The organism is Nocardia puris, assembly GCF_036051655.1.
Lineage (GTDB): Bacteria > Actinomycetota > Actinomycetes > Mycobacteriales > Mycobacteriaceae > Nocardia > Nocardia puris.
Genome location: NZ_CP107943.1, coordinates 4,051,028 through 4,072,050, shown reverse-complemented (window position 1 = coordinate 4,072,050; position 21,023 = coordinate 4,051,028). Strand labels below are relative to the sequence as shown.

Annotated in this window: 22 protein-coding genes; 21 read left to right on the top strand and 1 reads right to left on the bottom strand. The window is 72.7% G+C overall.

Features of this window, described 5'->3' with window-relative positions:
* Positions 1-119 precede the first annotated feature (119 nt).
* Positions 120-878, bottom strand: coding sequence for a helix-turn-helix domain-containing protein (locus OHB21_RS18735; protein ID WP_328435329.1), 759 nt, complete (start codon positions 876-878; stop codon positions 120-122).
* A gap of 716 nt (positions 879-1,594) precedes the next feature.
* On the opposite strand from OHB21_RS18735, the gene OHB21_RS18730 reads away from it, so the two are divergent.
* From OHB21_RS18730 to OHB21_RS18630, 21 genes are all read left to right on the top strand, one after another.
* A complete protein-coding gene (locus OHB21_RS18730) occupies positions 1,595-2,479 on the top strand; it encodes a hypothetical protein (RefSeq protein WP_195142909.1) in 885 nt (294 codons plus the stop codon).
* A gap of 20 nt (positions 2,480-2,499) precedes the next feature.
* Positions 2,500-3,738, top strand: coding sequence for a cutinase family protein (locus OHB21_RS18725; RefSeq protein WP_328435327.1), 1,239 nt, complete (start codon positions 2,500-2,502; stop codon positions 3,736-3,738).
* Entirely contained in the window at positions 3,735-4,904 is a 1,170-nt protein-coding gene (locus OHB21_RS18720) for a lipase family protein (RefSeq protein ID WP_328435325.1), read from the top strand. The genes OHB21_RS18725 and OHB21_RS18720 overlap by 4 nt, the downstream gene beginning before the upstream one ends.
* A complete protein-coding gene (locus tag OHB21_RS18715) occupies positions 4,901-6,397 on the top strand; it encodes a cutinase family protein (RefSeq protein WP_328435324.1) in 1,497 nt (498 codons plus the stop codon). The genes OHB21_RS18720 and OHB21_RS18715 overlap by 4 nt, the downstream gene beginning before the upstream one ends.
* A gap of 106 nt (positions 6,398-6,503) precedes the next feature.
* On the top strand, positions 6,504-7,268 hold the full coding sequence (locus OHB21_RS18710; protein ID WP_195142906.1) for a hypothetical protein: 765 nt from the start codon (positions 6,504-6,506) through the stop codon (positions 7,266-7,268).
* Positions 7,265-7,891, top strand: coding sequence for a hypothetical protein (locus tag OHB21_RS18705; RefSeq protein ID WP_195142905.1), 627 nt, complete (start codon positions 7,265-7,267; stop codon positions 7,889-7,891). The genes OHB21_RS18710 and OHB21_RS18705 overlap by 4 nt, the downstream gene beginning before the upstream one ends.
* Positions 7,888-8,190, top strand: coding sequence for a hypothetical protein (locus OHB21_RS18700; protein WP_195142904.1), 303 nt, complete (start codon positions 7,888-7,890; stop codon positions 8,188-8,190). The genes OHB21_RS18705 and OHB21_RS18700 overlap by 4 nt, the downstream gene beginning before the upstream one ends.
* A 68-nt stretch (positions 8,191-8,258) precedes the next feature.
* The gene (locus tag OHB21_RS18695; protein WP_328435323.1) at positions 8,259-8,936 is read left to right on the top strand and encodes an alpha/beta fold hydrolase; all 678 of its coding nucleotides are present in this window, start codon (positions 8,259-8,261) and stop codon (positions 8,934-8,936) included.
* Positions 8,933-9,154, top strand: a complete 222-nt coding sequence (locus tag OHB21_RS18690; protein ID WP_195142902.1) for a hypothetical protein — start codon at positions 8,933-8,935, stop codon at positions 9,152-9,154. The genes OHB21_RS18695 and OHB21_RS18690 overlap by 4 nt, the downstream gene beginning before the upstream one ends.
* Positions 9,151-9,786, top strand: a complete 636-nt coding sequence (locus OHB21_RS18685; protein ID WP_195142901.1) for a hypothetical protein — start codon at positions 9,151-9,153, stop codon at positions 9,784-9,786. The genes OHB21_RS18690 and OHB21_RS18685 overlap by 4 nt, the downstream gene beginning before the upstream one ends.
* 19 nt (positions 9,787-9,805) lie before the next feature.
* The gene (locus OHB21_RS18680) at positions 9,806-10,618 is read left to right on the top strand and encodes a hypothetical protein (protein WP_195142900.1); all 813 of its coding nucleotides are present in this window, start codon (positions 9,806-9,808) and stop codon (positions 10,616-10,618) included.
* Complete coding sequence (locus OHB21_RS18675; RefSeq protein WP_328435321.1) at positions 10,615-12,255, top strand: hypothetical protein; 1,641 nt, start codon at positions 10,615-10,617, stop codon at positions 12,253-12,255. Before OHB21_RS18680 ends, OHB21_RS18675 begins: the two co-directional genes overlap by 4 nt.
* Positions 12,252-13,712 (top strand): SCO6880 family protein, encoded by a 1,461-nt coding sequence (locus OHB21_RS18670; protein WP_328435319.1) that lies wholly within the window; start codon positions 12,252-12,254, stop codon positions 13,710-13,712. The genes OHB21_RS18675 and OHB21_RS18670 overlap by 4 nt, the downstream gene beginning before the upstream one ends.
* Entirely contained in the window at positions 13,709-15,421 is a 1,713-nt protein-coding gene (locus OHB21_RS18665; RefSeq protein WP_328435317.1) for a hypothetical protein, read from the top strand. Before OHB21_RS18670 ends, OHB21_RS18665 begins: the two co-directional genes overlap by 4 nt.
* Before the next feature lie 6 nt (positions 15,422-15,427).
* Complete coding sequence (locus OHB21_RS18660; RefSeq protein WP_195142722.1) at positions 15,428-16,543, top strand: C40 family peptidase; 1,116 nt, start codon at positions 15,428-15,430, stop codon at positions 16,541-16,543.
* Positions 16,544-16,722: 179 nt separating this feature from the next.
* Entirely contained in the window at positions 16,723-17,184 is a 462-nt protein-coding gene (locus tag OHB21_RS18655) for a hypothetical protein (protein WP_328435314.1), read from the top strand.
* A 5-nt stretch (positions 17,185-17,189) separates the two neighbouring features.
* On the top strand, positions 17,190-17,720 hold the full coding sequence (locus OHB21_RS18650) for a hypothetical protein (RefSeq protein WP_328435312.1): 531 nt from the start codon (positions 17,190-17,192) through the stop codon (positions 17,718-17,720).
* The gene (locus tag OHB21_RS18645) at positions 17,717-18,730 is read left to right on the top strand and encodes a hypothetical protein (RefSeq protein ID WP_328435311.1); all 1,014 of its coding nucleotides are present in this window, start codon (positions 17,717-17,719) and stop codon (positions 18,728-18,730) included. The genes OHB21_RS18650 and OHB21_RS18645 overlap by 4 nt, the downstream gene beginning before the upstream one ends.
* The gene (locus OHB21_RS18640) at positions 18,727-19,608 is read left to right on the top strand and encodes a hypothetical protein (RefSeq protein ID WP_328435310.1); all 882 of its coding nucleotides are present in this window, start codon (positions 18,727-18,729) and stop codon (positions 19,606-19,608) included. The genes OHB21_RS18645 and OHB21_RS18640 overlap by 4 nt, the downstream gene beginning before the upstream one ends.
* Positions 19,605-20,027, top strand: a complete 423-nt coding sequence (locus OHB21_RS18635; RefSeq protein ID WP_328435308.1) for a hypothetical protein — start codon at positions 19,605-19,607, stop codon at positions 20,025-20,027. Before OHB21_RS18640 ends, OHB21_RS18635 begins: the two co-directional genes overlap by 4 nt.
* Complete coding sequence (locus OHB21_RS18630; RefSeq protein WP_328435306.1) at positions 20,027-20,911, top strand: hypothetical protein; 885 nt, start codon at positions 20,027-20,029, stop codon at positions 20,909-20,911. The genes OHB21_RS18635 and OHB21_RS18630 overlap by 1 nt, the downstream gene beginning before the upstream one ends.
* Positions 20,912-21,023: the final 112 nt, after the last annotated feature.

Sequence of the window (21,023 nt, the reverse complement as noted above, 5' to 3'; positions counted from 1 at the left end):
GGAGCTGGCCATGCTCACTGTATTCAATCATCCATCATATTCGACCCTCCAGTAGGCGTAACGGCGACTGCAGCGAGGTTGATGCGAGAAATCCTTACCTCCCCGGCCGCCTCAGGCAGCTATGCAGCCGCCAGTTGGTTCGGGTAGCCGGTGATGAGCCGGATCGCGTCTGTCCCGGGGATTTCGGTGTGGTGCAGGCTGATGGCCCATACCGAATCTGCGTCGTCGCGGAGGTGGACGACGTCGGATGGCGATCGCGCGTAGCTGAGGTCGGCAGTGGTGTGGTTTATCCAGCGACGCTGGAACTCGGGAATTTCCATCATGCGCAGGAGGTAGGTCGTTGTCGCGGGTATGTCTCGCCAGCGCGGGACCTGGCTTCTGAAGCTGGCCACGGCGTGGTCTGCTTCGTGTTCCCAGTGCGGGAGGCGTTCGCGTGCCAACGGGTTGCGGAAGACCCAGTCGCCGAGGTTGAAGGCCGAGTCCTCGAGGTTGTCGAAGGGGATGAACGTCCGGAAGATCTTGTTCGCGCCGAGGACGTTGCAGAGGGGGTCGAGGTAGTAGGCGACGACCCCGCGTGTGTCGAGGTCGGCGAGCCGATCGGTGACGTCGCGGGGCAGGAGATTCCTCAGCTGCGCTGGTGAGCCGAGTTCCCAGCGTGCGGGTGCGCGTAGCTCACGGAGGAACCGGGCCGTCGTGTGGGGCAGCTCGTAGACTCTGATGAGGTGTTCGAGGACTTCTTCGCTGGGTGTGCGTGTGCCCCGCTCGATTTGGGTCAGATGCGAGTAGGACAGCCCGGCGATCACGGCGGCCTGGACTGTGCTGATGTCGCGCTCGGAGCGGAGCCGCTTGAGGTAGGAGCCGAGTGTTGGAAGCTCCACTGCGGTGGAGCCTGGGGTGCGGTGAGGTTTCCTGGGTGGGGGCCCAGGTGTCCGGGACATGCTTACCCCCCTTTCAGGGTCTTCCTTTGCGAGTATCGCGATGGATACGATGAAATGTTGCCCCCGAGTTCGTGGTTTCGGTTCTACCAGAACGGGTAAGGGTCGGCAAGCGTCGAGCGGCAGGCGGGTGCCGCCCGAGATTTGCTGGGACGCAAAGCGTGTCAGCGTTCCATGGTGCGGGCCCGCACCGCCACCACGCACGGGATTGGTGCCACGTCACCGACGGCTGCCGGGCGCATCGGATGCGACATCGTCGGTGCAGCAAGATTTTTCGCTCGACACATCGAGTGTCAGACCCAGCAGGGCGGCGAGTTCAGCGCACTGTTCAGGTGTGGCACATCATGTGCATCACAATCTGTGCAAGCGAGATAGCTAGCGCGGCAGCGTTTTTCGGGATTTGAATGGGTGTCGGTAATGCACCTGACCCGAAAGGACATCGACATGGATCCCTTCACGATCCTGAATCTGGTGAACGCCGGTCTCGGCGTTTTGAGTCACGGCCTGTTCATCGTGACGCAGATTCTCGGCCTGGTCTGACCAGGACCTTTCTTTCCCCTGGCCGGCCGTGCGCCTGCGTGGCCGGCCAGGGTTCCCGAGCCGCCGGGCGAGTTCGGTGGCGGCGATTTCACTCATCTTTGTTTGGGGGTTGTTTCAGCATGCCCGAAATACGAAATGCGCGGTCGCAGACCATGCGTCGGCGTGGCTATCGGCAGTGCGGTCGTGTGCTGGTGGTGGCCGGTCTGGTGCCGGTCGCGGCGATCGCGACGTTGAGGTCACCGGCGGCGGCGTCGACCGAGGTGGCGGCCGCGATCGCGGACCAGCCCGGTGTGACGGGCCCGGCGCAGCCGGGAACCACACCACCTCCCCCACCGCCACCTCCCCCACCGCCGGAGCCGCCCGCTGCGGAGCCGCCGGTGTATTACGAGCAGCCGCCACAGGTGCGCAACGAGGCTCCGGTGCGTCCGGCGCCGGAGCCCGCACCGGTGGAGCCGCTGCGGGTGCAGGATCTGCATCTGCCCGAGCCGGTGCCGCCGGTGGCGCCGATTGAGCCGCCCCCCAACACGATTCGTGTCGGGCAGTGGCAGGCGGAGTCGCCGCCGTGGCTGCCCGTGGAAGTGCGCGACACCATCAACGACGTGGCGGCGGGCGCGGAGGCGCATGTCGCGACGGCGCTGGATTCGATCGGGGTGCCGGCGGGGCGGTCGGATCGGGTCTCGGGCGCGACAATGGCCGGAGCGGCGGTCGGTGGCGCGATCGGCGCGGTGGGCGCGGGCGCCCCGGCCGCGGCGGTGGGCGCGGTGATCGGCGGCGCGATCGGCGGGACCATCGGCGGGATCGCCGGTGCGGCGCTGGGCACGATGGTGCCGGTCCCGGTGCTCGGGACGGTGACCAGCGGTGTCGCGGGCACCGCGCTGGGGGCGGCCGCGGGCGCGGCGGCGGGTGCCGCGGTGCTCGGTGGGCCGGTCGCGGTCATCGGCGCGGCGGCCGCGGGCACGGTGGGCGCCGGTTTCGGTGCGGGCGTGGGGGTCGGGCAACCGTGACCGCCACACCCTCTACTGTCGTGTCACCTCGTCGGCGGGTACGCCGCACCGTGTCGGCGGCGCTGGCCGCGGCGAGCGTGACCACCGCCGTGTACGGCACCGCTTCTACGGCAGCGCAGGCGGCCCCGGCGGGGTGTGCGGTGTTGGCGGTGATCGGTGTTCAGGGCACGGGCCAGTCGAGTCCGGGCGCGGACCCGACCGCCGACACCGGCGTGGTCGGCGCGCTGCTGGGACCGGTGGTGGCCGCGGCACCGGATCTGGTGTCACGCACATACATCGGCTACCAGGCGGGTTTCGGCGGTGTGGTGCCCGGCGGCGGGCCCGCCCCCTACGCCGAGTCGGTCGCCGAAGCGGCCGGTGGGGTGCGCGCGGCGCTGGCCGATATCGCCGCCCGCTGCCCGCAGACGCGGTTCGCCGGGGTCGGCTATTCCCAAGGCGCGCAAGCCTGGTCGGAGGTCGCACGCGAGATCGGCGCGAGCCGGGGACCGGTCCCGGCCGATCGAATCGCGGGCATCGCACTCTACAGCTCGCCGGATCGGGCGCCGGGATCCCCGGTGATCCCGGGCCGGCCCGGACAGACCACCCCGGATCCGGCGCCGGGCACCACGGGAGCCGCGGTGGCCGGGGTCACGATCGGGTCCGCGCCCGCCGGAGGGAGTGGAATCGCTTCGAGCGCAGCGGATTACGGTGCGCTCACGGGGCGTGTGGTCGATATCTGTGTCGAGGGCGATCTGGCGTGCTCGGCGCCGGACCGGGCCCTGGCGTTGCGGCTGGGCGCGCAACTGATCGCGCAAGCCGATCTCACCAACCCGGTGGCCGCGCTGGGCACGATCGGGAGCTTGCTGTCGGCGGCACTGGGCGAAGCGTGGACCACGGTGCTGCTCAACGATTTCCACCTCGGACCGGCCGGTGTGGACTACGTGCCGGGGGTGCCGTTGTCGCGGCGGCTGCTCGATGCCGCCGACCCCCGCATCCCCGCACCGTCGGCGCACGAGCACGACGCCGCGGGCGCGCGGTGGGGCGAAATCGTCGCGGTGATCGGCGCGGACCCGCTCGCACGGGTGCCGCGGCTGGCCGGCCAACTGGCCGCCGCGTGGACGCAGCTGGCCGCGGACAACGCGGACCTGCTCAACCCGGCGGTGTGGCTGCGGTTCGCCGACCTCGTCGCCCGCCACAACAACTACGCGGCGACCGGGCAATTGACCTCGGGCACGCAGTGGCTGATCGCCCTGGCCCACGACCTCGGGACACAACGATGACCAACCCTCTCGATCCCTCCGACATCGACTCCAGCGACATCCACTCCAGTCCCACCTTGCGCAGGGAGTCGGCGGCGCGGGCCGCCGCCGACGCCATGTTCCGCACCGCTCCCGAACTGGCCCCCGACCAGGGCGCCGGGGAGATCCTGCGGGCGCGGCAGGTCCGGGCGCCGCAGCTGGACTGGGTCGATGCCTGGCATCTGCTCTACACCTCGACCTCCTCGACCGAGGCGACGATCGCGGCGTCGGCGACGCTGCTCAGCCCGACCCTGCCCACGCTGATCGGGATGGGCCCAATCCTGTTGTACTGCCCGCAGTTTCGCGGATTCAGCGCGGAGTCCGCGCCGTCGGTGCAGCTGCAGGCCGGGACCGATCCCGACATCGAGCCGGTCCGGACGGCACTGGACCGCGGGTGGACGGTGGTCGTGCCCGACGGGGAAGGGCACGGTGTGCTCGACGCGGGCCCGCACACCTGGCTGGCCGGACGCGCCGCCGCCTACACCGCGCTCGACGCCGTCCGCGCGGCGCGGGCGATGCCCGATGTCGCGTTGACCGACGTGCCGGTGGCGATCTGGGGATACGCCGACGGCGGGCGCACCGCGATCTGGGCGGGCGAGCTGCACACCGACTACGCGCCGGAGGTGCCGCTGGCCGGTGTCGCCGCGGGCGCGCCGGCATTGGATCCGATCACGTTGATCACCGACCTCGACGGCGGGGCGTGGAGCGGGCTCGGGCTGGCCGGGATGATCGGGCTGGGCCAGGCGTACCGGCATCTGCCGCTGGATCATGTGCTGACCGCCGAGGGCCGCGACGCGGTCGCCGACGCCCAAACCCTCGACATCGCCGAACTACTCTCGCGGTATCGGGCGCCGCTGGGCCGCTGGTGCGAGGTGGTCGACCCGTGGTCGACGAGCATGTGGCGCTACGTACTCACCCGGGAGGTCGCCGGCACCGGCACCCCGACAGTGCCGGTGCATCTGTATCACGGGTCGCGCGATTCCCTGATCCGCCCGCAGTCGACCAGGGCGCTGGATGCCGCCTACCGGGCGCGGGGGGTGGCGGTGACCTGGCACGAGCCCTACGCCACCCACCTGCAGGCGGCTGCGGACGCGATCGGTGAGGTCATGACCCGCCTGACCGAGCTGGCCCACCAGGACCGCACATGACCACCACCACAGCCGGTGTGGGCGGGCGAGCGGTGAGCGTCGTGGTCGCGGGAGTCGTTGCGGCAGCAGTGATTCCGGCGGTGGTGTGGGCGGGGCCGACGACCGCGCCGATCGAGCAGCGCTGCCCGCGCCTGTACGCGATCGGGATGCAGGGACCCGGCGACGGGGACGCCTCGGGCCGCAGCGACACCGGCGCGCTGTCGGCGGCGTTCGGGCCGATGCGCGCCGAGGCCGCGAACCTGGCGCAACGTCTGGTGGTGCCGTTCCCGGCCGACGCCCCGGACGGCTACGCCACGGCGGTCGAGGCGGCGGTGGCCGATCTCGAGACCGTCGCGGCGGATGTGCGAGCACGCTGCCCCGCCACCGCCCTCGCCCTGGGCGGCTACGAGCAAGGCGCACAAGCGGTGTCGGAGCTCGCGCGGCGGATCGGCCGCGGGCAGGTCCCCGGGATCGCCGCAGAGGCGGTCGCGGCGGTGGCGTTGATCGCCCACCCCGGACGTGGCCTCGACAGTCCGATCCTGCCGGGCCGTGCCGGGCGCGCCACCCCCGACGCCCCCGACGGCACCTCCGGTGAGCATGTGGCAGCGATCCGGCTGCCTGCCCTGACCGGCACGGGCGGGGGCGGGTTGGACCCGGCCGACACCGACTACGGCGCGCTCGCCGGGCGGGTCGCCGAGATCTGCGCGCCCGCGGACCTGGCCTGCGACACCCCGGCGGGGACGCCGCTGGCGCAGACGATCGCCACCATCCGTGGACGGGCGAACCTGGCCGATCCGATCACCGCGATCGCCTCGATCGCCGAAGCGCTGGCCACGACCCTGCTGTCCACCACGGTCGGCATCGTCACCGAAGACCTGCGCGGCACGAGCCTGGACCAGCTGTCCTACCAACCCCAGATGACGCTGGGCCAGCGCCTGGCCCACGCCTCAGACCCCGCCACCCCGGTACCGGGTCCGGCCGAGGTTGTCGCGGCGCTGGTCCGGCTGGGCACCATCGGGCTGGCCTCGGCCGTGACGGTCGCCCGGCGGGTCCTGACACCGGCCACGATCACCGAACTGGCCGCGGTGGGCCTGACCAACCCGGCCGCCGCACTCGGAATGCTCGCGACCAAAGTCGGGCACGCCATCGTCGCGTTGATCCCGCCCCGCACCGCGATCGGCTGGGTCGCCGACGCGTTCGACGCGATCACCAGCGTGGTCACCGACAACGCCCAGATCGCCGAGCTGTCCACCCGCGCGACCTACAGCGACCCCGTGGGCCGCCGCTCCGGATACGCCGCCACCACCGATACCGGCGAATCCCGCCTGGCCGCGGTGGGTCGATGGTTCGCCGCGGCGGCCCGCGACCTCGACGCCGCACAGCAGGGCAACCCGCCGCAGCCGCCCCGTACCCCCTCGGCCACGAAACCCGCACCCTCGCAACAGAACTCGACCGTCACACCGTCTGCTCCGGTGCCGACGGCCACGACCGGGCCCGGCGCACCGCCGGGCTGAAGACCCCTGCGGAGGTCACCGGCCGCCAGATCGTCCCCTGCACGGCGGCCTCCGCAGGGCCCACCCCACGCACTGCACGCGATTCATGAGAACGGAGGTGACACTCATGGCTGCCGACAGCCCCACCACACCCGACACCGACCCGGCCTGGGGCTGGATCGACGACACCGACGCTACCGTCCACCCCCTCACCCCCGCCGCTCCCGCGCAGCCGCATGACACGCGCACCGGCGACCCGCGACCGGACGCGCCCGCGCCCGCCGACCCGGGATGGGCATGGCTGCACACCGCGCGCCCGCGCCGCGCTTCGGCCGAGGACCGCGGAGCCGGCGTCGGCGTCGGGCGTGGCGGGCGCGCGGTCCTGGCGGTGGCGTTCGCGGCGGCGGTGGCCGCGGTCGCGGTCGGGGGGGTGCTGGTGGTGCGCGCTGGTGAGGTCACCGAGATCGCCGCCCCGTCCCCGACGTCGGCACCGCCACCGTCGTCCTCGGATTCGGTGGCGGTGCCGGACAATCCGGCGTGCGCGGGTATCGACGCGCCGGTGGTCACCGACCGCGCGGGGGAGCCGACCACACCGGCCGGGCTGATCTCGGCGTGGGAACACGCCTACTACACCCTGCGCGACGCGCCCGCCGCCCTCACCCACGTGGACCCCGCGGCGGGGCTCTCGGTCGAGGCGCTCGCCGCCGGGATCGCCTCGATCCCACCCGGCACCCGCTGGTGTGTCGGGATCACCCCGATCGCGGAGTCCGCCGCGCAGGTGCATCTGGCCGAACAACGGCCCGGCGGCGACCGCGTGGATTATCTGCAGCTGATCAACCTGCGCCGCACCGGCAATCGGCTGGTGATCACCAACTTCCAGGCCCGCCCATGACCAGCGCGGTCGTGTCCGTGTCGGCCCGCCGCGACCGATCCCCGATCGTGGCGGTGCCGCCCGTCGAACAGCGCGCCGCGCACCGCGCCGAACCGCTGCCGATCACCGGACCGTATCCGCCGCTGCTGGCGGTGATGGCCGCCCACGGCGGGGCGGGGGCGAGCACGCTGGCGCGCTGGTGGGCCCACGCCGCCGACGCCGGCACCGCCTGGCCCGCCTGCGCGGCGACCACGCAGCGGGTCGTGCTGGCCGCGCGACTGTGCCAGCCCGGCCTGACCGCCGCGGCGACCCGGCTGCGCGAATGGCACGCCGGGCTGGCCCCGGACGGCGTCGAGGTGGCGGCCCTGGTCCTGACCGCGGCCCGCCCCGGCCGGGTCCCCGCCGAGGTCCGCCGCTACCGGCATCTCGTCACCGACCTCATCGATGGGCGCGTCCACGAGATCGGCTGGCACGACGAGCTTCTCGTGCACGACCTCGACGACCTCGCCCCCTACACGCCTCACGACCCGCCGCCCCCGCGGCGAGCCGGAGTGACCCGCGCGGTCCCCGCCGACGTGCACCGCGCCGCCGAAGCGATCACCGCCCAGGTGCTCGCCACCCGAACACCAAGGAGGACACCGTGACCCTCGTGTCGCTGATCGACCCGATCAGCACCCTGGCCCAGACCATCAATATCACCCCCACCCAGCCACCCGGTGCCTTGGGGTTCCTGCGGATCATCGACTACCTCGCGTGGCTGGTCACCCTGGCCGGTGTCGCCGCGATCATCTACGCCGGCGGGCGCTTCGCGTGGGAGCGCTGGGTGGGCGGACAGCTCGAAAGCCCGAAGATCGTCGCCGGCGCACTCGCCGGAGGCGTGGTCGCCGCCACCGCCGGCCCCCTGGTCACCGCCATCAGAAACGCCGCTACCAGCGACGCATGACCCCCGAATCCGCTGATACACAGCCGATCTCGGCACATCCATCCATCCTTCCTTCCGAGGAGTCCGTCATGAACCATGACCACACCACACCCACACCGGTGCGGGTGATCGAACTCGCCGACACCGCCTCGCGGCGCCCGCCCGATGTCACGCTCGTCTACACCTGCGTCGCCGGCGGCGCACCACTGCCGTGGACGGGGGTCGCGCGGCGAGTTCAGCGGATCGGGGGCGTGCGCCAGCTGGCGCTGGACCGGCGCATCGACGCCTCGGTCATGAACGCCGACCCCGCCCGCACCGGTCACGCGCTCGCCGCCGATCTGGACGCCGCCCTGGCGCATGCGTTCGGCGCGGTCGTGCTGGTCACCCACTGCCTGGGCGGCGCGCTGGCAGCGGCCTGGGCCGAACACCATCCACGCCGGGCCGCGATGCTCGACGGGCACGTGATGGTGAACGTGCCCGCCGCCCCCGACCCCGCCCTGGTCGGTGAGGAACTCCTCACGACACTGCGGGCGGTCCCGACGGTGCTGGTCACCGGCATCCAGGATCCGATCGCCGACCCCGCGTCGTGCCACCAGTGGGCCGAGCATCTCTGGGCCGAGGCCGATCTGGTGCCCGGCGGCGGGCACATGCTGCCGATGACCCATCCCGACGAAGTCGCCGCCAGCATCACCCACGTCATCGCCATCGCGCGTGCCGCCCGCGCGCACGCCGCCGACCTCGGTGAGATCCCGGGGGTGGAGTTGTGAATCTGCCTGCCGCGGTGCTGGATCCGATCACGCAGCTGCTGGGGTGGCTGGCCTGGCTGGTCATGCTGGTGTGCATCGGGCGCGTGGTGTGGATCGGCGGGGCGCTGGCGGTGCGCGCCTACCGCGACGAGGCGGTGGAAGGCTTCGCCGGGTCGCTGGTGGGGGCGGTGCTGGTGGGTAGCGCGTCCGGTGTCGCCGGTGCGGTCCTGACCCGATGAGCATCATGTCCGACCTCGCCACCAAGCCGAGCCTGCTGATGATCACGGCGATCGGTATCAGCGGGGCGCTGCTGCTGGTCTGGCTGGCCGGCTGCGACGACCCCGCACCCACCACCTTCCCGGATTCCGGCGCCGACCACCCCACCGGCGTGAGATGGATCGACTACCAGGGCGTCGCGGTGCCGCATGCCGATCAGGGGCCCGGTCGTGTCGAGGGACCGGCCGCGGCCGGGTTCGAGCACAGCCCGCCGGGTGCGGCGCTGGCGGCGATCCACGCGACGGTGCGGATGTCGCTGGCCCCCGATCACGACTGGGTGCGGGTCGGGCAGGCGATGCTCGCACCCGGACCCGGTCGTGACACCTGGGCCGCCGCGCGCGCCCAGCTCCACCTCGAGGTCCCGATCCCCGCGGCGACGGCCCCGCAGATTCTGGGCTACCAGGTCGCGCGCTACCACCGCGACCGTGCCGAGATCGCCGTCTACGTCCGCCACGGCGATGCCTCCCTGACCCGTCAGCTCGCCGTCGTCGTCTGGCTCGGCGAGGACTGGAGACTGCTGCTCCCACCCGAACCGGACGCGGTCGTGTCCGCCGTCGCGACCACCCCGGCCGACACCGTCCGGCTCGGCCGGTAGCGGAAAGGACCTGGGCGCCATGCGTATTCCGACCTCCTGGCCACGCCCCCGCACCCTGGCCGCCGCCGGGGCGATCACCGCCGTCGCGGTCCTCGCCGCGCTGCTGCTCACCGGCACCCGCGACCGCGCCCCCGACCCCGGCACCGTGCCCCCGGGCACAGGCACCGGCCCGCCGACGAGCCCGGCACCGAGGCCACCGAGCAGTGACCTGTTCGGTCATCGGCTCGACACCGCCGGCGGTGAGAGCGGGTCCACACTGCCACAGGACCCGGCGACCAGGCCCGATCCGTCGCGGCCGGACTATCTGGCGGCGCCCCCGGCCGGGCTGGTGTGGCAGCGCTTGTGGGTCGGGGCCGCCGCGCCGGTCTCGGCCAGCGACGGACCCGCCGCGATCACCGACGGGATCGCCACCGGGTTCGCCCCCACTCCGCAAGGAGCGGCGCTGGCCGCCGCCGACGCGCTGGCCCGCGCGCTCGCCGCACCGGACCCGATCTGGCGAGACGTCCTCGCCGACCGCTTCTACACCGAAACCCCGCGCCACCACCACGAATTGGCCGACCGATTCGCGCGGGCCCGCGCCGCGACCGGCCCGGTCGCCGCGATGTATGTGGTGGTGCCCTCCGGGGTGCGCGTCACCGCCTACCGGCCCGGGGAGTCCGCGCAGGTGCATCTGGCGTTCCGCGCCCGGGTCGGGTGGACGTATGCGACGTGGCCGATGGCCTGGGTCCAGGGTGACTGGCGGGTCCGCGTCCCGGTGGACGTGGAGCGTTTGTGGGCCGCGGCCACCCCGGTGACCGATCTGTCCGCGTTCGGCGACTGGACCACACCATGACCGCCGCCTCGCCCGCCCAGGGGTGGCGGCGGCAGCCCCCGGCCCCGGATCTGCCGCCGATCCCGGGGATTCCGCAGCCCCCGAGCCTGCCGGACTGGCCGGAGATCCCGGGCCTGCCGGAGCTGCCCAAGATCCCCGGGCTGCCCGACCTGCCCAGCCCCGAGGACCTCTGCGACCTGCCCACAGGCCCGCAGGAACTGTGTGATCTGGGCGAAGACCTGGATCGTGGTCGCGAACTCATCGAGGAAGGCCGCGACGCGGTGGGCTCGCTACCGAGCCTGGACCGCCTCGCCGAAAGCGCGATCGACGGGTTCGGCTCAACCCTGCAAACGTGCTTGACCTGGTGGACGAAGCTGCCGTCACCGGCATTGACCGCCGAGGATGGCTCTCCGGGCCCGGTGCTCGAGCGGGTGCTCGCCTACACCACCCAGTTGCAGGTGCTGATGCTGATCGCGGGGTGTTTGTTCGCGGCGGGGCGGCTGGCGCTGGCCCAGCGCGGCGCACTCGCCGGGGAAGCCCAGGAGACCATACTGATGGTCGGGCGCGCGGTGCTGGCGGCAAGCCTGATGGCCGCGATCGTCACCTCCTCCACTCGCGCGGGAGATGCGTTCTCGCAGTGGGTGATCGATGACGCCAGCGCCGGGGACGCGGACGCGGCCGTCGAGCGGATGATCCGATACGACCTGCTGCACAGCTCCGGGCTCGGGACCATGACGTTGATCATCATCGGCGTACTCGGTGCGATCAGCGCGCTGGTGCAGCTGGTGGCGCTGGTGATCCGCCAGGCGGTGCTGATCCTGGTGGTCGCCGTCCTGCCGATCGCGGCGTCGGCCGCAGGCACCGGACCGGGCGGGCAAGCCTACAAGCGTCTGCTCAGCTGGTCGCTCGCGTTCATCCTGTGGAAACCAGTCGGGTCGTTGATCTATGCGATCGCGTTCACCGCGGTCGGGTCGCCCGACAGCGACGCCCAGACCGTGCTGCTCGGCCTGATTCTGCTGGTGATGGTCGTGCTGGCGTTGCCCGCGCTGGTCGCGCTGGTCGCCCCGGCGGTCACCGCGATGGGTGGCGGTGGGGGCGGGGCGGCCGCGACCCTGGCCGGTGCCGGCGCCGGTGTCCTGATGGCCCGCACCGGATCGAGATCGGGGGGCGCCCGCACGATGAGCGAGCAAACCGGCCACCCGCCCGGCCCCTCCGGCAGCGGCCCCTCCGGGAGCGGCCCGTCCGGCAGCGGGCCCTCGGGCGGGGGCCCCTCGGATGGCGGCGGCCCGTCCGGCAGCGGCGTCCCGGCCGGCCCCAACGGTGCGGGTACGGCCTCCGCGGGCTCCGGGTCCGGGACGCGAGCCAACACCGCCACCGCACCAGCGGCCTCGACGACCACCGGCGGATCGGCGGGCGCACGCGGCACCGCCGCGGCCGGCGGCGCCGCGACGACCGCAGCGACCGCGGGTGCGGGCGCGGCGGCAGGCGCCGGTGCCCGCACCGGGACCGGCGGCGCCACCGGCGGTAGTGCCGGGGGCGGGTCGGGGGTCGGGGGCGCGGCGGGCGCCGCGGCGGGGTCGGCGGTCGGTGCGGCGTCGGTGATGGCCCATGACGGCATCGACGGCGCGGTGCCGGGACCGTGGGAGGTGCGGCGATGACGACCGAACGCCTCTACGGCCGCTGGGAACGCCCACGCTCGGCAGGATTTTTCGGACTGACGTGGGGCGCAACACTTCTCGGACTCGGCCTGGTGATCATGATCATGGTCACGGTGATGGTCACGCGCTCGATCGCGGTCGTGGCCGTCGTGGTCGCGGCCGCGGCGGCGGCGTTCGTGCCGACGGTGGTGACCGTCGGCGGGCGCACCGTATGGGAGATGGCGAGCCTGCGCACGCAGTTCGCGCTGGCACGGGCACGCGGGGAGACCGAGTACCGGGCCGGCCGCTTCTCCCGCGTCCCGGGCGCGGCGCGGCTGCCGGGTCTGCTGGCCTCATCGCGGCTGGTGGAGTTCGAGACTCCCGGCGGTTACCGGTTCGGGATGATCCACCTGCCCCGGCTCCATCACTACAGCGTGGTGTTCCGGGTCCAGCCTCAAGGCCAGGACCTGGTCGATCAGGCCCAGATCGATGCCTGGGTCGCCGGATACGGGCAGTTGCTGGCCGCCGCCGGGCGTGACGGCGAGGTCGTCGCGATCACCAGTGTGGTGGAGTCGGTGGTCGAGACCCATCTGCGGCATCGGCGCGAGGTCGCCCAGATGGTACGCCCGGACGCGCCGGAGGTCGCGCGCACTGTCGCGCATCAGGCCGCGGCCCTGGGTGGAATCGGGATACGCACCGAAGCGCGGATCGCGGTGACCTGGCGGGCGATCGGACGCGGCCGCCACGACGTCGCCGAGCAAGCGCGCGAGGTCGCCACTCGTGTGCAGGCGGTGCTGTCGGATCTGGCCAACGCCGGCCTGCCCGCCACACCGATGCCGGCGTGGGAGGTGACCGCGCTGGTCCGCAGCCGCTACGACCTGGCCGCGCAAACCGACATCGAGGCCGCCGGTCCCGCGAGCAACCTGTCGTGGACCTCGGCGGGGCCGGTGGCGCAGTCCGAGCAGTGGGGTCACCTCGTCCACGACGGGGCACGCTCGATCACCTGGGAGATGGACGCCGCACCCGCGGGCCCGGTCACCGAGACCGTGCTCGCGGCGCTGCTGCGCCCCCGCACCGACGTCCCCCGCAAACGGATCGCGGTCCACTATCGGCCCCACCCCGCCGACGAAGCCGTCGACATCGTCGACAGCGACTACCGCGACGCGCTGGCGGCCTCGCAGACCGAACGCGGGATCGCCTCGGCCGCGGCGTCGATCCGCGTCGACAACACCGGCGCCGCCCGCCGGGAGCAGGCGCTGGGAGCCGGCCTGGTCCGTTTCGGGCTGCTGATCACCGTCAGCGACCGCGCCGACGCCGACATGCCCGGCATCGAGCCCACCATCCAGGCGATGGCCACCGCCGCGCGGCTGGGTGTGCGGCGCTGCTACGGCAGCCAGGCCGCCGCGTTCGCCGCTGGCCTGGGGGTGGGCGTCGTCCTGCCCGAGCACGCCACTATCCGCAAACGGCTCTCGTCATGACCGCGCACCGCCAACCCCCGCCGCGGCGCCGTTCCCGCTCGACGGTGTCGGTGCGGGGTGTGCGGGTGCTGACCGAGCAGGCCCGCGCCGCCGCCGAAACCACGGCAGCACACGGGGGTTGGCGCGGTGCGCTGGCCAGGGTGCGGGTCGCCACCGACGATCAGCGCCGCGCCACCGCGCTGCGCCGTGTCGAGGACCACCGCATCGACGGCGGGTTCGATCGGGAGCTGGCGGCCGCGAGCCCGCGCGGATACACCGGAGCCGGGGGCGGGCGGATCGCGGCTGTCCCGATGCCGCCGGAATGGCGCGGCACGACGGTGCAGGTCGCCGGACTCTACCCGTGGTGTGTGGGCGCGGCCGCACCCGCGGTCGGGACCCCGGTCGGACGGCATCTCATCACCGGCGCCCCGGTGCATTTCGACCCCATGCGCTGGTTCCGGCGCGGATTCGTGACCGCGCCGAGCGCGTTCGTATTGGCCCTCAACGGTTTCGGCAAGAGCAGCCTTATCCGGCGATTGGTGACCGGCGCGGTCGCGGCCGGGGACACCGCGCTGATCCTGGGCGACACCAAAGGCGAGTACACGCGGCTGGCCGAAGTCCTCGGCGGCCAGGTCATCACCCTCGGCTACGGTCACGGCACCATCAACCCCCTCAGCATCGGGGCCGGACTGCTGCGCGAGCTCACCCGCCACCAGACCGACCCGCAGTCGTGGGAGCAGGCCCTCACCCGGGTGCGGACCACCCAGGTCACCGTCGTGGCCGCGCTCATCGAACTCGTGCGGGGCTCGCGGTGCGCCGATTTCGAGGAGCTGATCCTCACCGCCGCCATCACCGAGCTGGGACGGCGGGGGTTCGGTCCCGACCGGCACCCGCTGCTGAGCGATCTGCTCGCCGTGGTCGCCGACGCCGACGCGCTACAGGCCGCGGCCGAGGAAGACACCCCCCAGGACTACCGGGCCGCGACGAAACCCCTACGCCGCTCCCTGCGCGCTCTTGTGGAGGGCCCGCTGGCCAGCCTGGTCAACGGGCACACCACCCACGAACTCGACCCCGACGCCCCGGCCGTGGTGATCGATGTGTCCCGCATCCCCAGCGGGGACAGCAAATCACTGGCCGCGGCCATGCTGCTGGCATGGGCAGGAGGTTTCGGCGCGATCGCGGACGCGCACGTGCTCGCCGACGCCGGTCTGGGCCCGAAACGCACCTACACCGCGGTCCTGGACGAGATCTGGCGAGTACTCGCGCTCGGCGAGGCGATGGTCGGGCGCGTGGACGCCCTGACCCGGCTCAACAGAGAGTTGGGCGCGTCGGTGATCATGTGCAGCCATTCACTGGCCGATCTCGAAAAGCGCGGCGCGATAGGATTTTTCGAGCGATCTCGCGCCAAACTGATCGGACCGATCGGCCCGCAGGAGGTCGAGCGCGTCCGCAGCTGCGTCACACTCACCCAGACCGAGGCCGCGCTGGTGACCTCCTGGGCGGCGCCGCGCCCACCCGGCGACGACACCCCCTTCCAGCAGCACGACCGACGCGAAACCCCGCCGGGCACAGGGTGTTTCCTGCTGACCACCGGCGAAGGTGAATCACCCGGGATCCCGTTCCGGCTCGAATTCACCGACGCCGAGCATGCCCTCGGCGTGCACAACACCAACCGGCGTTTCGATTTCGACGACGACCCCGCCCCGGCACCGGCCGGGCGGGCCGGGTGAGCGGCGATGCCTGCCTCGAGATCGACTGCCGCACTGGCGTTGTCGGCGCCACTGTTGCTGATCGGGCTGCTGCTGGCGGTGTCGGTGGGCCCGGGGCTGCGCGCGGACTGCGCCACGGCTCCGGAGCTGGTCGCCGACCAAGCCCCGACCGGTGTCGCGATCGACGGGCTCACCGAGTCCCAGCTGCGGCTGGCCCGCCAGGGCGTGGTCATCGGGATCCAACGGGGTGCACCCGAACCGGTGATCCTGGCCCAGTTGATGGCCATGGGCGCCGAGAGCTCCTACCGCAACCTCGCCAACAGCAACGTTCCCGCCTCCCTGGGCTACAGCCACGACGGGGTGGGCTCCGATCACGACAGCGTGGGCCCGCACCAGATCCGGGTCAGCATCTGGAGCACCGACACCATCGGCATCGCGCAACTGATGAACCCGAGCTTCCAGATCGACTGGTTCTACGACCAGGCGTTGGCGATCCGCGGCGTCGAGCGCGCGCCACCAGCCCAGACCGCCCAGGCCGTCGAAGGCAGCGACCATCCCGAGCGCTACGCCGAGTTCACCGACCTGGCCGTCGACCTGTACGCGACATTCGCCGGCATCGACCCGGCCTCCCTGCCCCCGGCCGAACCGGGACAGCCCACACCGGGCTGCGGACCCGACGGCTCCGGGGCACCGGTCACCCCGGGCGCGACCGAATTCGGCGAAGCCGTCGTCGCCGAAGCCGAACGCTGGCTGGGCACCCCGTATGTGTGGGGTGGCGGCGATGTGCACGGCCCCACGATGGGCGGATTCGACTGCTCCGGACTGACATTGCGCGCGGTCTACGTCGCCTCCGGCGGGACACTGTCGCTGCCGCACTACACCCAAGCCCAGCAGGATCACACCGCGGCGCAGGTGGTGGCGTTCGCGGAGCGCGGCGACCTGATCTTCTTCACCGCGCCCGGTGCGGCCGACAGCCACCACGTGGGCATCTACTACGGCCAAGACGCGACCGGCACCGATCTGCTCCTGCATGCCCCGACCACCGGACAGAACGTCACTGTGACGCCCCTGTCGGCGTGGGAGGGCGAACGCTGGGACGTACGCCGCTACGCGCCCACCACCAGCGGAGATCCCCATGACTGAGCGCGTCCACCCGGTTACGGGCGTTCGTGAAAACAACTGCCCGCGAACGAGTTCCGACTCACTACACCGCAACGGCCGAAGGGGGCGAGCCGGCGTCGCGCAGCCGGAATCGGTTCGGGGCGTCAGCGGTCGCGAATCACCTGGCACCGCAACACGTCCCGTGTGCCGGAAGGGTCGCGATGACCAGCCGTGGCCGCCGCGCCGCGCACGCGCGGGCAAGATTCAGAGAGAGGGCGATCTTCATGGTCAACAACCGCATCTACCTCGACCCGCTGGACGGGGCTGCCGATCGGGAAATAGTCGTCGGATGGGACCCTCCGCTGGGCACCTTCTTCGCCTACGTCGCCGACCGCGGTGGCGAGTGGGAGGAGGATCTGTTTCTGCTCCACATCGGTACCCGACCCGATGACATCCTCGACCCCGACCGGATCGTCGAGGCGGTCCGCCCCTACGCGGCGATCCCCGACACCCTGACCGACACCCTACGAGCACAACACGATGCCCCCGGCGCCTCGGAGAAATCGCCGTTCATCGATCTGGTGATCGCGAGCATGGCCGCCGCAGATCCGCAGGAGTTCCCGGATTCCGCGCCGACCGCCGAACCAGGCACGCCGCCCCTCGACCACGGGCACGGGCTGTGACGCCGATGAGGACAGCCACCACCACGATGCTGGCCGCTGCGGTTCTCGCCGCGGTGGTCGCCGGATGCGGCCACTCCACCGAACCCGAGCGGGGCGGTCGGAGTTCCTGTGGCGCAGCGCGTTTCGAGCCGCCGTATGCCGCAGTGGATCCGTGTGATGCCGAGGCGGTGATGCTCGCCGCCGTGCCGGCGGTCTTCACCTACACCCCGGGTGCGGATCCGGCGCGGCGCGCGTTCGAGGCCGCCTCGCCGCTACTGGCGCCCGATTTCGCGCGCCGGGCACGGGCGGCGGCGGTCGCGCGGGCGCCGGTGGCCGCGGCGACCTGGCGGGCGTGGCGAGCGGGTGCGGTGCTGGTGCGCGCGCACGCGCGGATCACTGCCGATGACCACCCACCCGACACCTCCGTCACGGTCTCGCGCGTGCTGGCGGTGGAGTTGCGGCCCGCCGACACCTCGCCCGTGATCCCGATGACCGTGTACACCAGCGCCACCCGCCGCGACGGTGCGTGGCTCGTCTCCGCTCTGGAGGTGCGATGACCAACAGCAGCGACCCGGTCCAGGAAGCCTCGAGCACCGTGCGGCAGACCGCGTGGTCGGCGTTTCAAACCGCGGCGACGGTGACCGGACTGCTCCAGCGGCGCGCCGGGGAGGCCCGCACTCTGCTCGAGCACGAGCAGCGGATGGACACCGCGGCGGCGCGGGAGATGCGCGAGCAGGACATCCACGGGCTGAAAGTGGCGGGCTATGAATCCCGGGCCGACGACAGTGCCCGGTTGACCACCGCCCGCGTCGAGGAGATCAGCGACCGCCGCGAGCACGCCCGCCGCCTCGCCGACCTCGACGGCGAGGCCAAACAAGCGCTGCGGGCGCGCTTCGACACCGACCGGGAACGCCGTGTCGTGGAGAGTGAGGCCGCGATCGAGCGCGGCGGGGAAATCCACGAGCTGCAGAAGGCCGGCTATCTCGGCCGGGAACGCCGCGCGGAGGCGCTGTTCCGCCTCGATGAGATCGACAAGCAGTGGCGGATCTTTCTGCGGCTGCGAGGTGCCGGCATCGGCGACGGCCTGGGCGAGGACACCGATCTCAGCGAGGCGCAGCGGTGGGTGGCCGCGTTCGCCGCCGCCCAGGCCACCGGACCACTCAGCGAGCACCACCAGCGCGCCGCCGACGCCTTCGGCGAGCGATTCACCGACGACACCGGCCTGAACCTCGACGACCTCGCTGATCCAGTGACCGAGCCCGCACCCCCGCCACCCGACCCCGACCCCGGAGTCGGCCCGGATGGTGGTGTCGGGGAGCCGGAATCGGCGGCGGTCGAGGAGGATCCGATGCGGGAGCTGATCGTGGAGCTGGTGATGGCCGGGTTCCTCGACTACGTCAACGGCCCCGCTACCGACGACACTGCGACGTCGGTGGATGAGGCGGCGCACACGATCGACGGACAGGTCGAGTCCGTCGTGTGGGACACCGGTCTCGACGAAGGCACGGTCCCGGACCCGGGTGGCGCGGCCCCGGGCTCGACGCCGGGACCGGAGGTGGCGCCGTGACCACGCTGGGAGAAATCCCCACGCCGCAGGCGAACCTGCTGGTGGTGGTGTATCGGGCGGCGGCCTGGCAGGCCCGGCACCTCACCGGGCGCCGGTCGGTGTGGGATGTCGACGACGGCGCCGCGCTGCAGCAGTGGGCGCGGCGCACCACCGAACTCGCCGCGCAACGCGACATCGCCGAGGCACAAGCCCGCGCCGTCGGAACCCCCGCGCCGTGGATCGCGGCGGCTATCCAGGGCGGCGCCGCGCGCTCCGCGTTCGATGACACCACACCCCTGCCCGATGCCGTCGCGCCGCAGCGTGAGGTCCTCGTGGCGCAGGTTCAAGTCGAGATGGACCAGTGCCGGCACATGGTCTCTGTGAGCCAGGTCTTCGCACGGCACCCGGGCGGGCCCGCGCACAGCCCGATCGTGGCGCGGCGCGCGGCGCGCGCCGCCGAACTGTCCTGGACCCGGGTCGCGCTGCTCGCCCACGCGCTGGACCTGTCCCCGCGCGAGCGCCGGTCGCTGTGGGGGCGATCCGCGAACACACTGTGGCGCAACGCGTTCGCCGCACAACTGAGCTCGCCGGAGCCGCTGCTCGCGCGCTGGCGGGAGCTCACCGCGCCCACGGCCGTGCACCACCGCGCCATCGCCGTGTCCTACCTCTCGGCGGCGGAGCTGACTGTGGAGGACGCCCGCGCCGCCGGACACACGCCCCCGGAACTGCCCGTGCTGGCACAGCACCTGACCCTCCGCGCGGAGGCGGGCCCCGCGATCAGCACCGCGGTCACCGCCGCCGCCGACCCCACCCACACCCCGGTGTGGACCGACACCGCCACCACCCCGACCCCGCCGGACCCCGGCCCACCGGCCCGGCACCCGGAGGTAACCACATGACCCCGTACGACTGCCGGCTGCTCACCCACATGCCCGCGATCCACGACACCCCCACACCCTCCGCCACACACGAAAATCTCTGCGCCGCACGGCGATACCGGACGACGATGCAGTCCTGGCGGCAAGGCGCGAGTGTGGCCCTCGCCCACGCCCGGCTGTGCGAGCCCGAGCGGGCCGAGCTGTGGCCACACGCCCGCGAGCAGTCGCGGCGCGTATGGCGCGCGGTCATCGCCGGACAGGGCGAGCGGGCGGGCGCGGCACAATGGTGCGCGTATGCCTCGCCGCTGGTCTCGGCGATGACCCGCCACGTCCTCGACGCGACACCACGCAGACGACCCGCCCCCGCGCACACTCCGCTCCCGGCACCCGCGATCCCGCCGCACCAAGCCGCTGCGGCCCTCACCGGAGCCGGGTCGTGATGAGCGACAACGCCATCCAGCGGGCGTGGCACGCGCAGATCCTGCGCGGCATCACCCGCGCCGCCGCCGACCGCGCCCGGCGAGAACGCACGGGCGCCCAGCACTACGAGCGCTACGGCGGGCCGGGCGGCGAGCCCGACGAACTGCTGGCCGCGGACCTCGACGCCGCGAGCGCGCACCTGGAATCACTGGAACACACCGCCGCGACCGCCGGTATCCCGGCCGAGGAGATCGCCGACGCCCGCGCCGTGGGCGAACACGACGTTGCTCGCCGCGATCCGTTGACCAGCGGGTGGGATCACCAGGGACTGCCCGGGTTGCGGCTGGACATGCTCGGTGTCGACCTGTGGCACCTCGCCCGGCTGGTCATGCTGGGTGAACTCGCGACGGCGCGTGGCTCCGCTCTGGCCACCGATCCCGGCGTCACCGCCGCCTCCCGCGAGGTCGCCGAAGCGCTGCGGACACGGATCACGCTGCTCGCGCACACGTCCGGCCTCGACGCGCAGCGCGCGGCCGCGCTGTGGACGAGCCCGGACTGGTCCGGCCTGGCAGGCGCACTGTCACAACTGCCGACCTCCAGCATTGATGACCGGCTGTGGCATTACGCCGCCAGCGACCCGCTCGTCGTTCCGCCCTACCTGCCCGGCGGCGCCGACCGGATCCGGCTGGTCCCCGAACTCAGCCCGCCCAGCCTCGAGGAGATGAGCGCACACGCCCGCGCCGCCCTCGCGACCACCGCGCACTCCGCCACGGCAACGGGTGGCGCGAGGGCGGCGATCGAGGCGGCACTGCCCGCCACCGGGCACGCCGAGTGGAGCCCGCAGACGCCCACCGTCCCCGGCCTGGAACCGGTCCACGACTACGGCACCGGCCCCGGAACCTGACCACCCGAACCCCACCATCACCGTCGACGAGAGGAGAGCCCCGCACGATCCACGCGAACATGTTCTGACACAGCAGATTACGTGCGGCACGACCGCGATCGGTGCAGGGGAC

Coding starts and splice junctions, on each gene's coding strand:
- OHB21_RS18730 (WP_195142909.1), top strand. CDS start 1,595: ATGCCCGAAATACGAAATGCGCGGTCGCAGACCATGCGTCGGCGTGGC.
- OHB21_RS18720 (WP_328435325.1), top strand. CDS start 3,735: ATGACCAACCCTCTCGATCCCTCCGACATCGACTCCAGCGACATCCAC.
- OHB21_RS18715 (WP_328435324.1), top strand. CDS start 4,901: ATGACCACCACCACAGCCGGTGTGGGCGGGCGAGCGGTGAGCGTCGTG.
- OHB21_RS18710 (WP_195142906.1), top strand. CDS start 6,504: ATGGCTGCCGACAGCCCCACCACACCCGACACCGACCCGGCCTGGGGC.
- OHB21_RS18705 (WP_195142905.1), top strand. CDS start 7,265: ATGACCAGCGCGGTCGTGTCCGTGTCGGCCCGCCGCGACCGATCCCCG.
- OHB21_RS18695 (WP_328435323.1), top strand. CDS start 8,259: ATGAACCATGACCACACCACACCCACACCGGTGCGGGTGATCGAACTC.
- OHB21_RS18685 (WP_195142901.1), top strand. CDS start 9,151: ATGAGCATCATGTCCGACCTCGCCACCAAGCCGAGCCTGCTGATGATC.
- OHB21_RS18680 (WP_195142900.1), top strand. CDS start 9,806: ATGCGTATTCCGACCTCCTGGCCACGCCCCCGCACCCTGGCCGCCGCC.
- OHB21_RS18675 (WP_328435321.1), top strand. CDS start 10,615: ATGACCGCCGCCTCGCCCGCCCAGGGGTGGCGGCGGCAGCCCCCGGCC.
- OHB21_RS18670 (WP_328435319.1), top strand. CDS start 12,252: ATGACGACCGAACGCCTCTACGGCCGCTGGGAACGCCCACGCTCGGCA.
- OHB21_RS18665 (WP_328435317.1), top strand. CDS start 13,709: ATGACCGCGCACCGCCAACCCCCGCCGCGGCGCCGTTCCCGCTCGACG.
- OHB21_RS18660 (WP_195142722.1), top strand. CDS start 15,428: ATGCCTGCCTCGAGATCGACTGCCGCACTGGCGTTGTCGGCGCCACTG.
- OHB21_RS18655 (WP_328435314.1), top strand. CDS start 16,723: ATGACCAGCCGTGGCCGCCGCGCCGCGCACGCGCGGGCAAGATTCAGA.
- OHB21_RS18650 (WP_328435312.1), top strand. CDS start 17,190: ATGAGGACAGCCACCACCACGATGCTGGCCGCTGCGGTTCTCGCCGCG.
- OHB21_RS18645 (WP_328435311.1), top strand. CDS start 17,717: ATGACCAACAGCAGCGACCCGGTCCAGGAAGCCTCGAGCACCGTGCGG.
- OHB21_RS18635 (WP_328435308.1), top strand. CDS start 19,605: ATGACCCCGTACGACTGCCGGCTGCTCACCCACATGCCCGCGATCCAC.
- OHB21_RS18630 (WP_328435306.1), top strand. CDS start 20,027: ATGAGCGACAACGCCATCCAGCGGGCGTGGCACGCGCAGATCCTGCGC.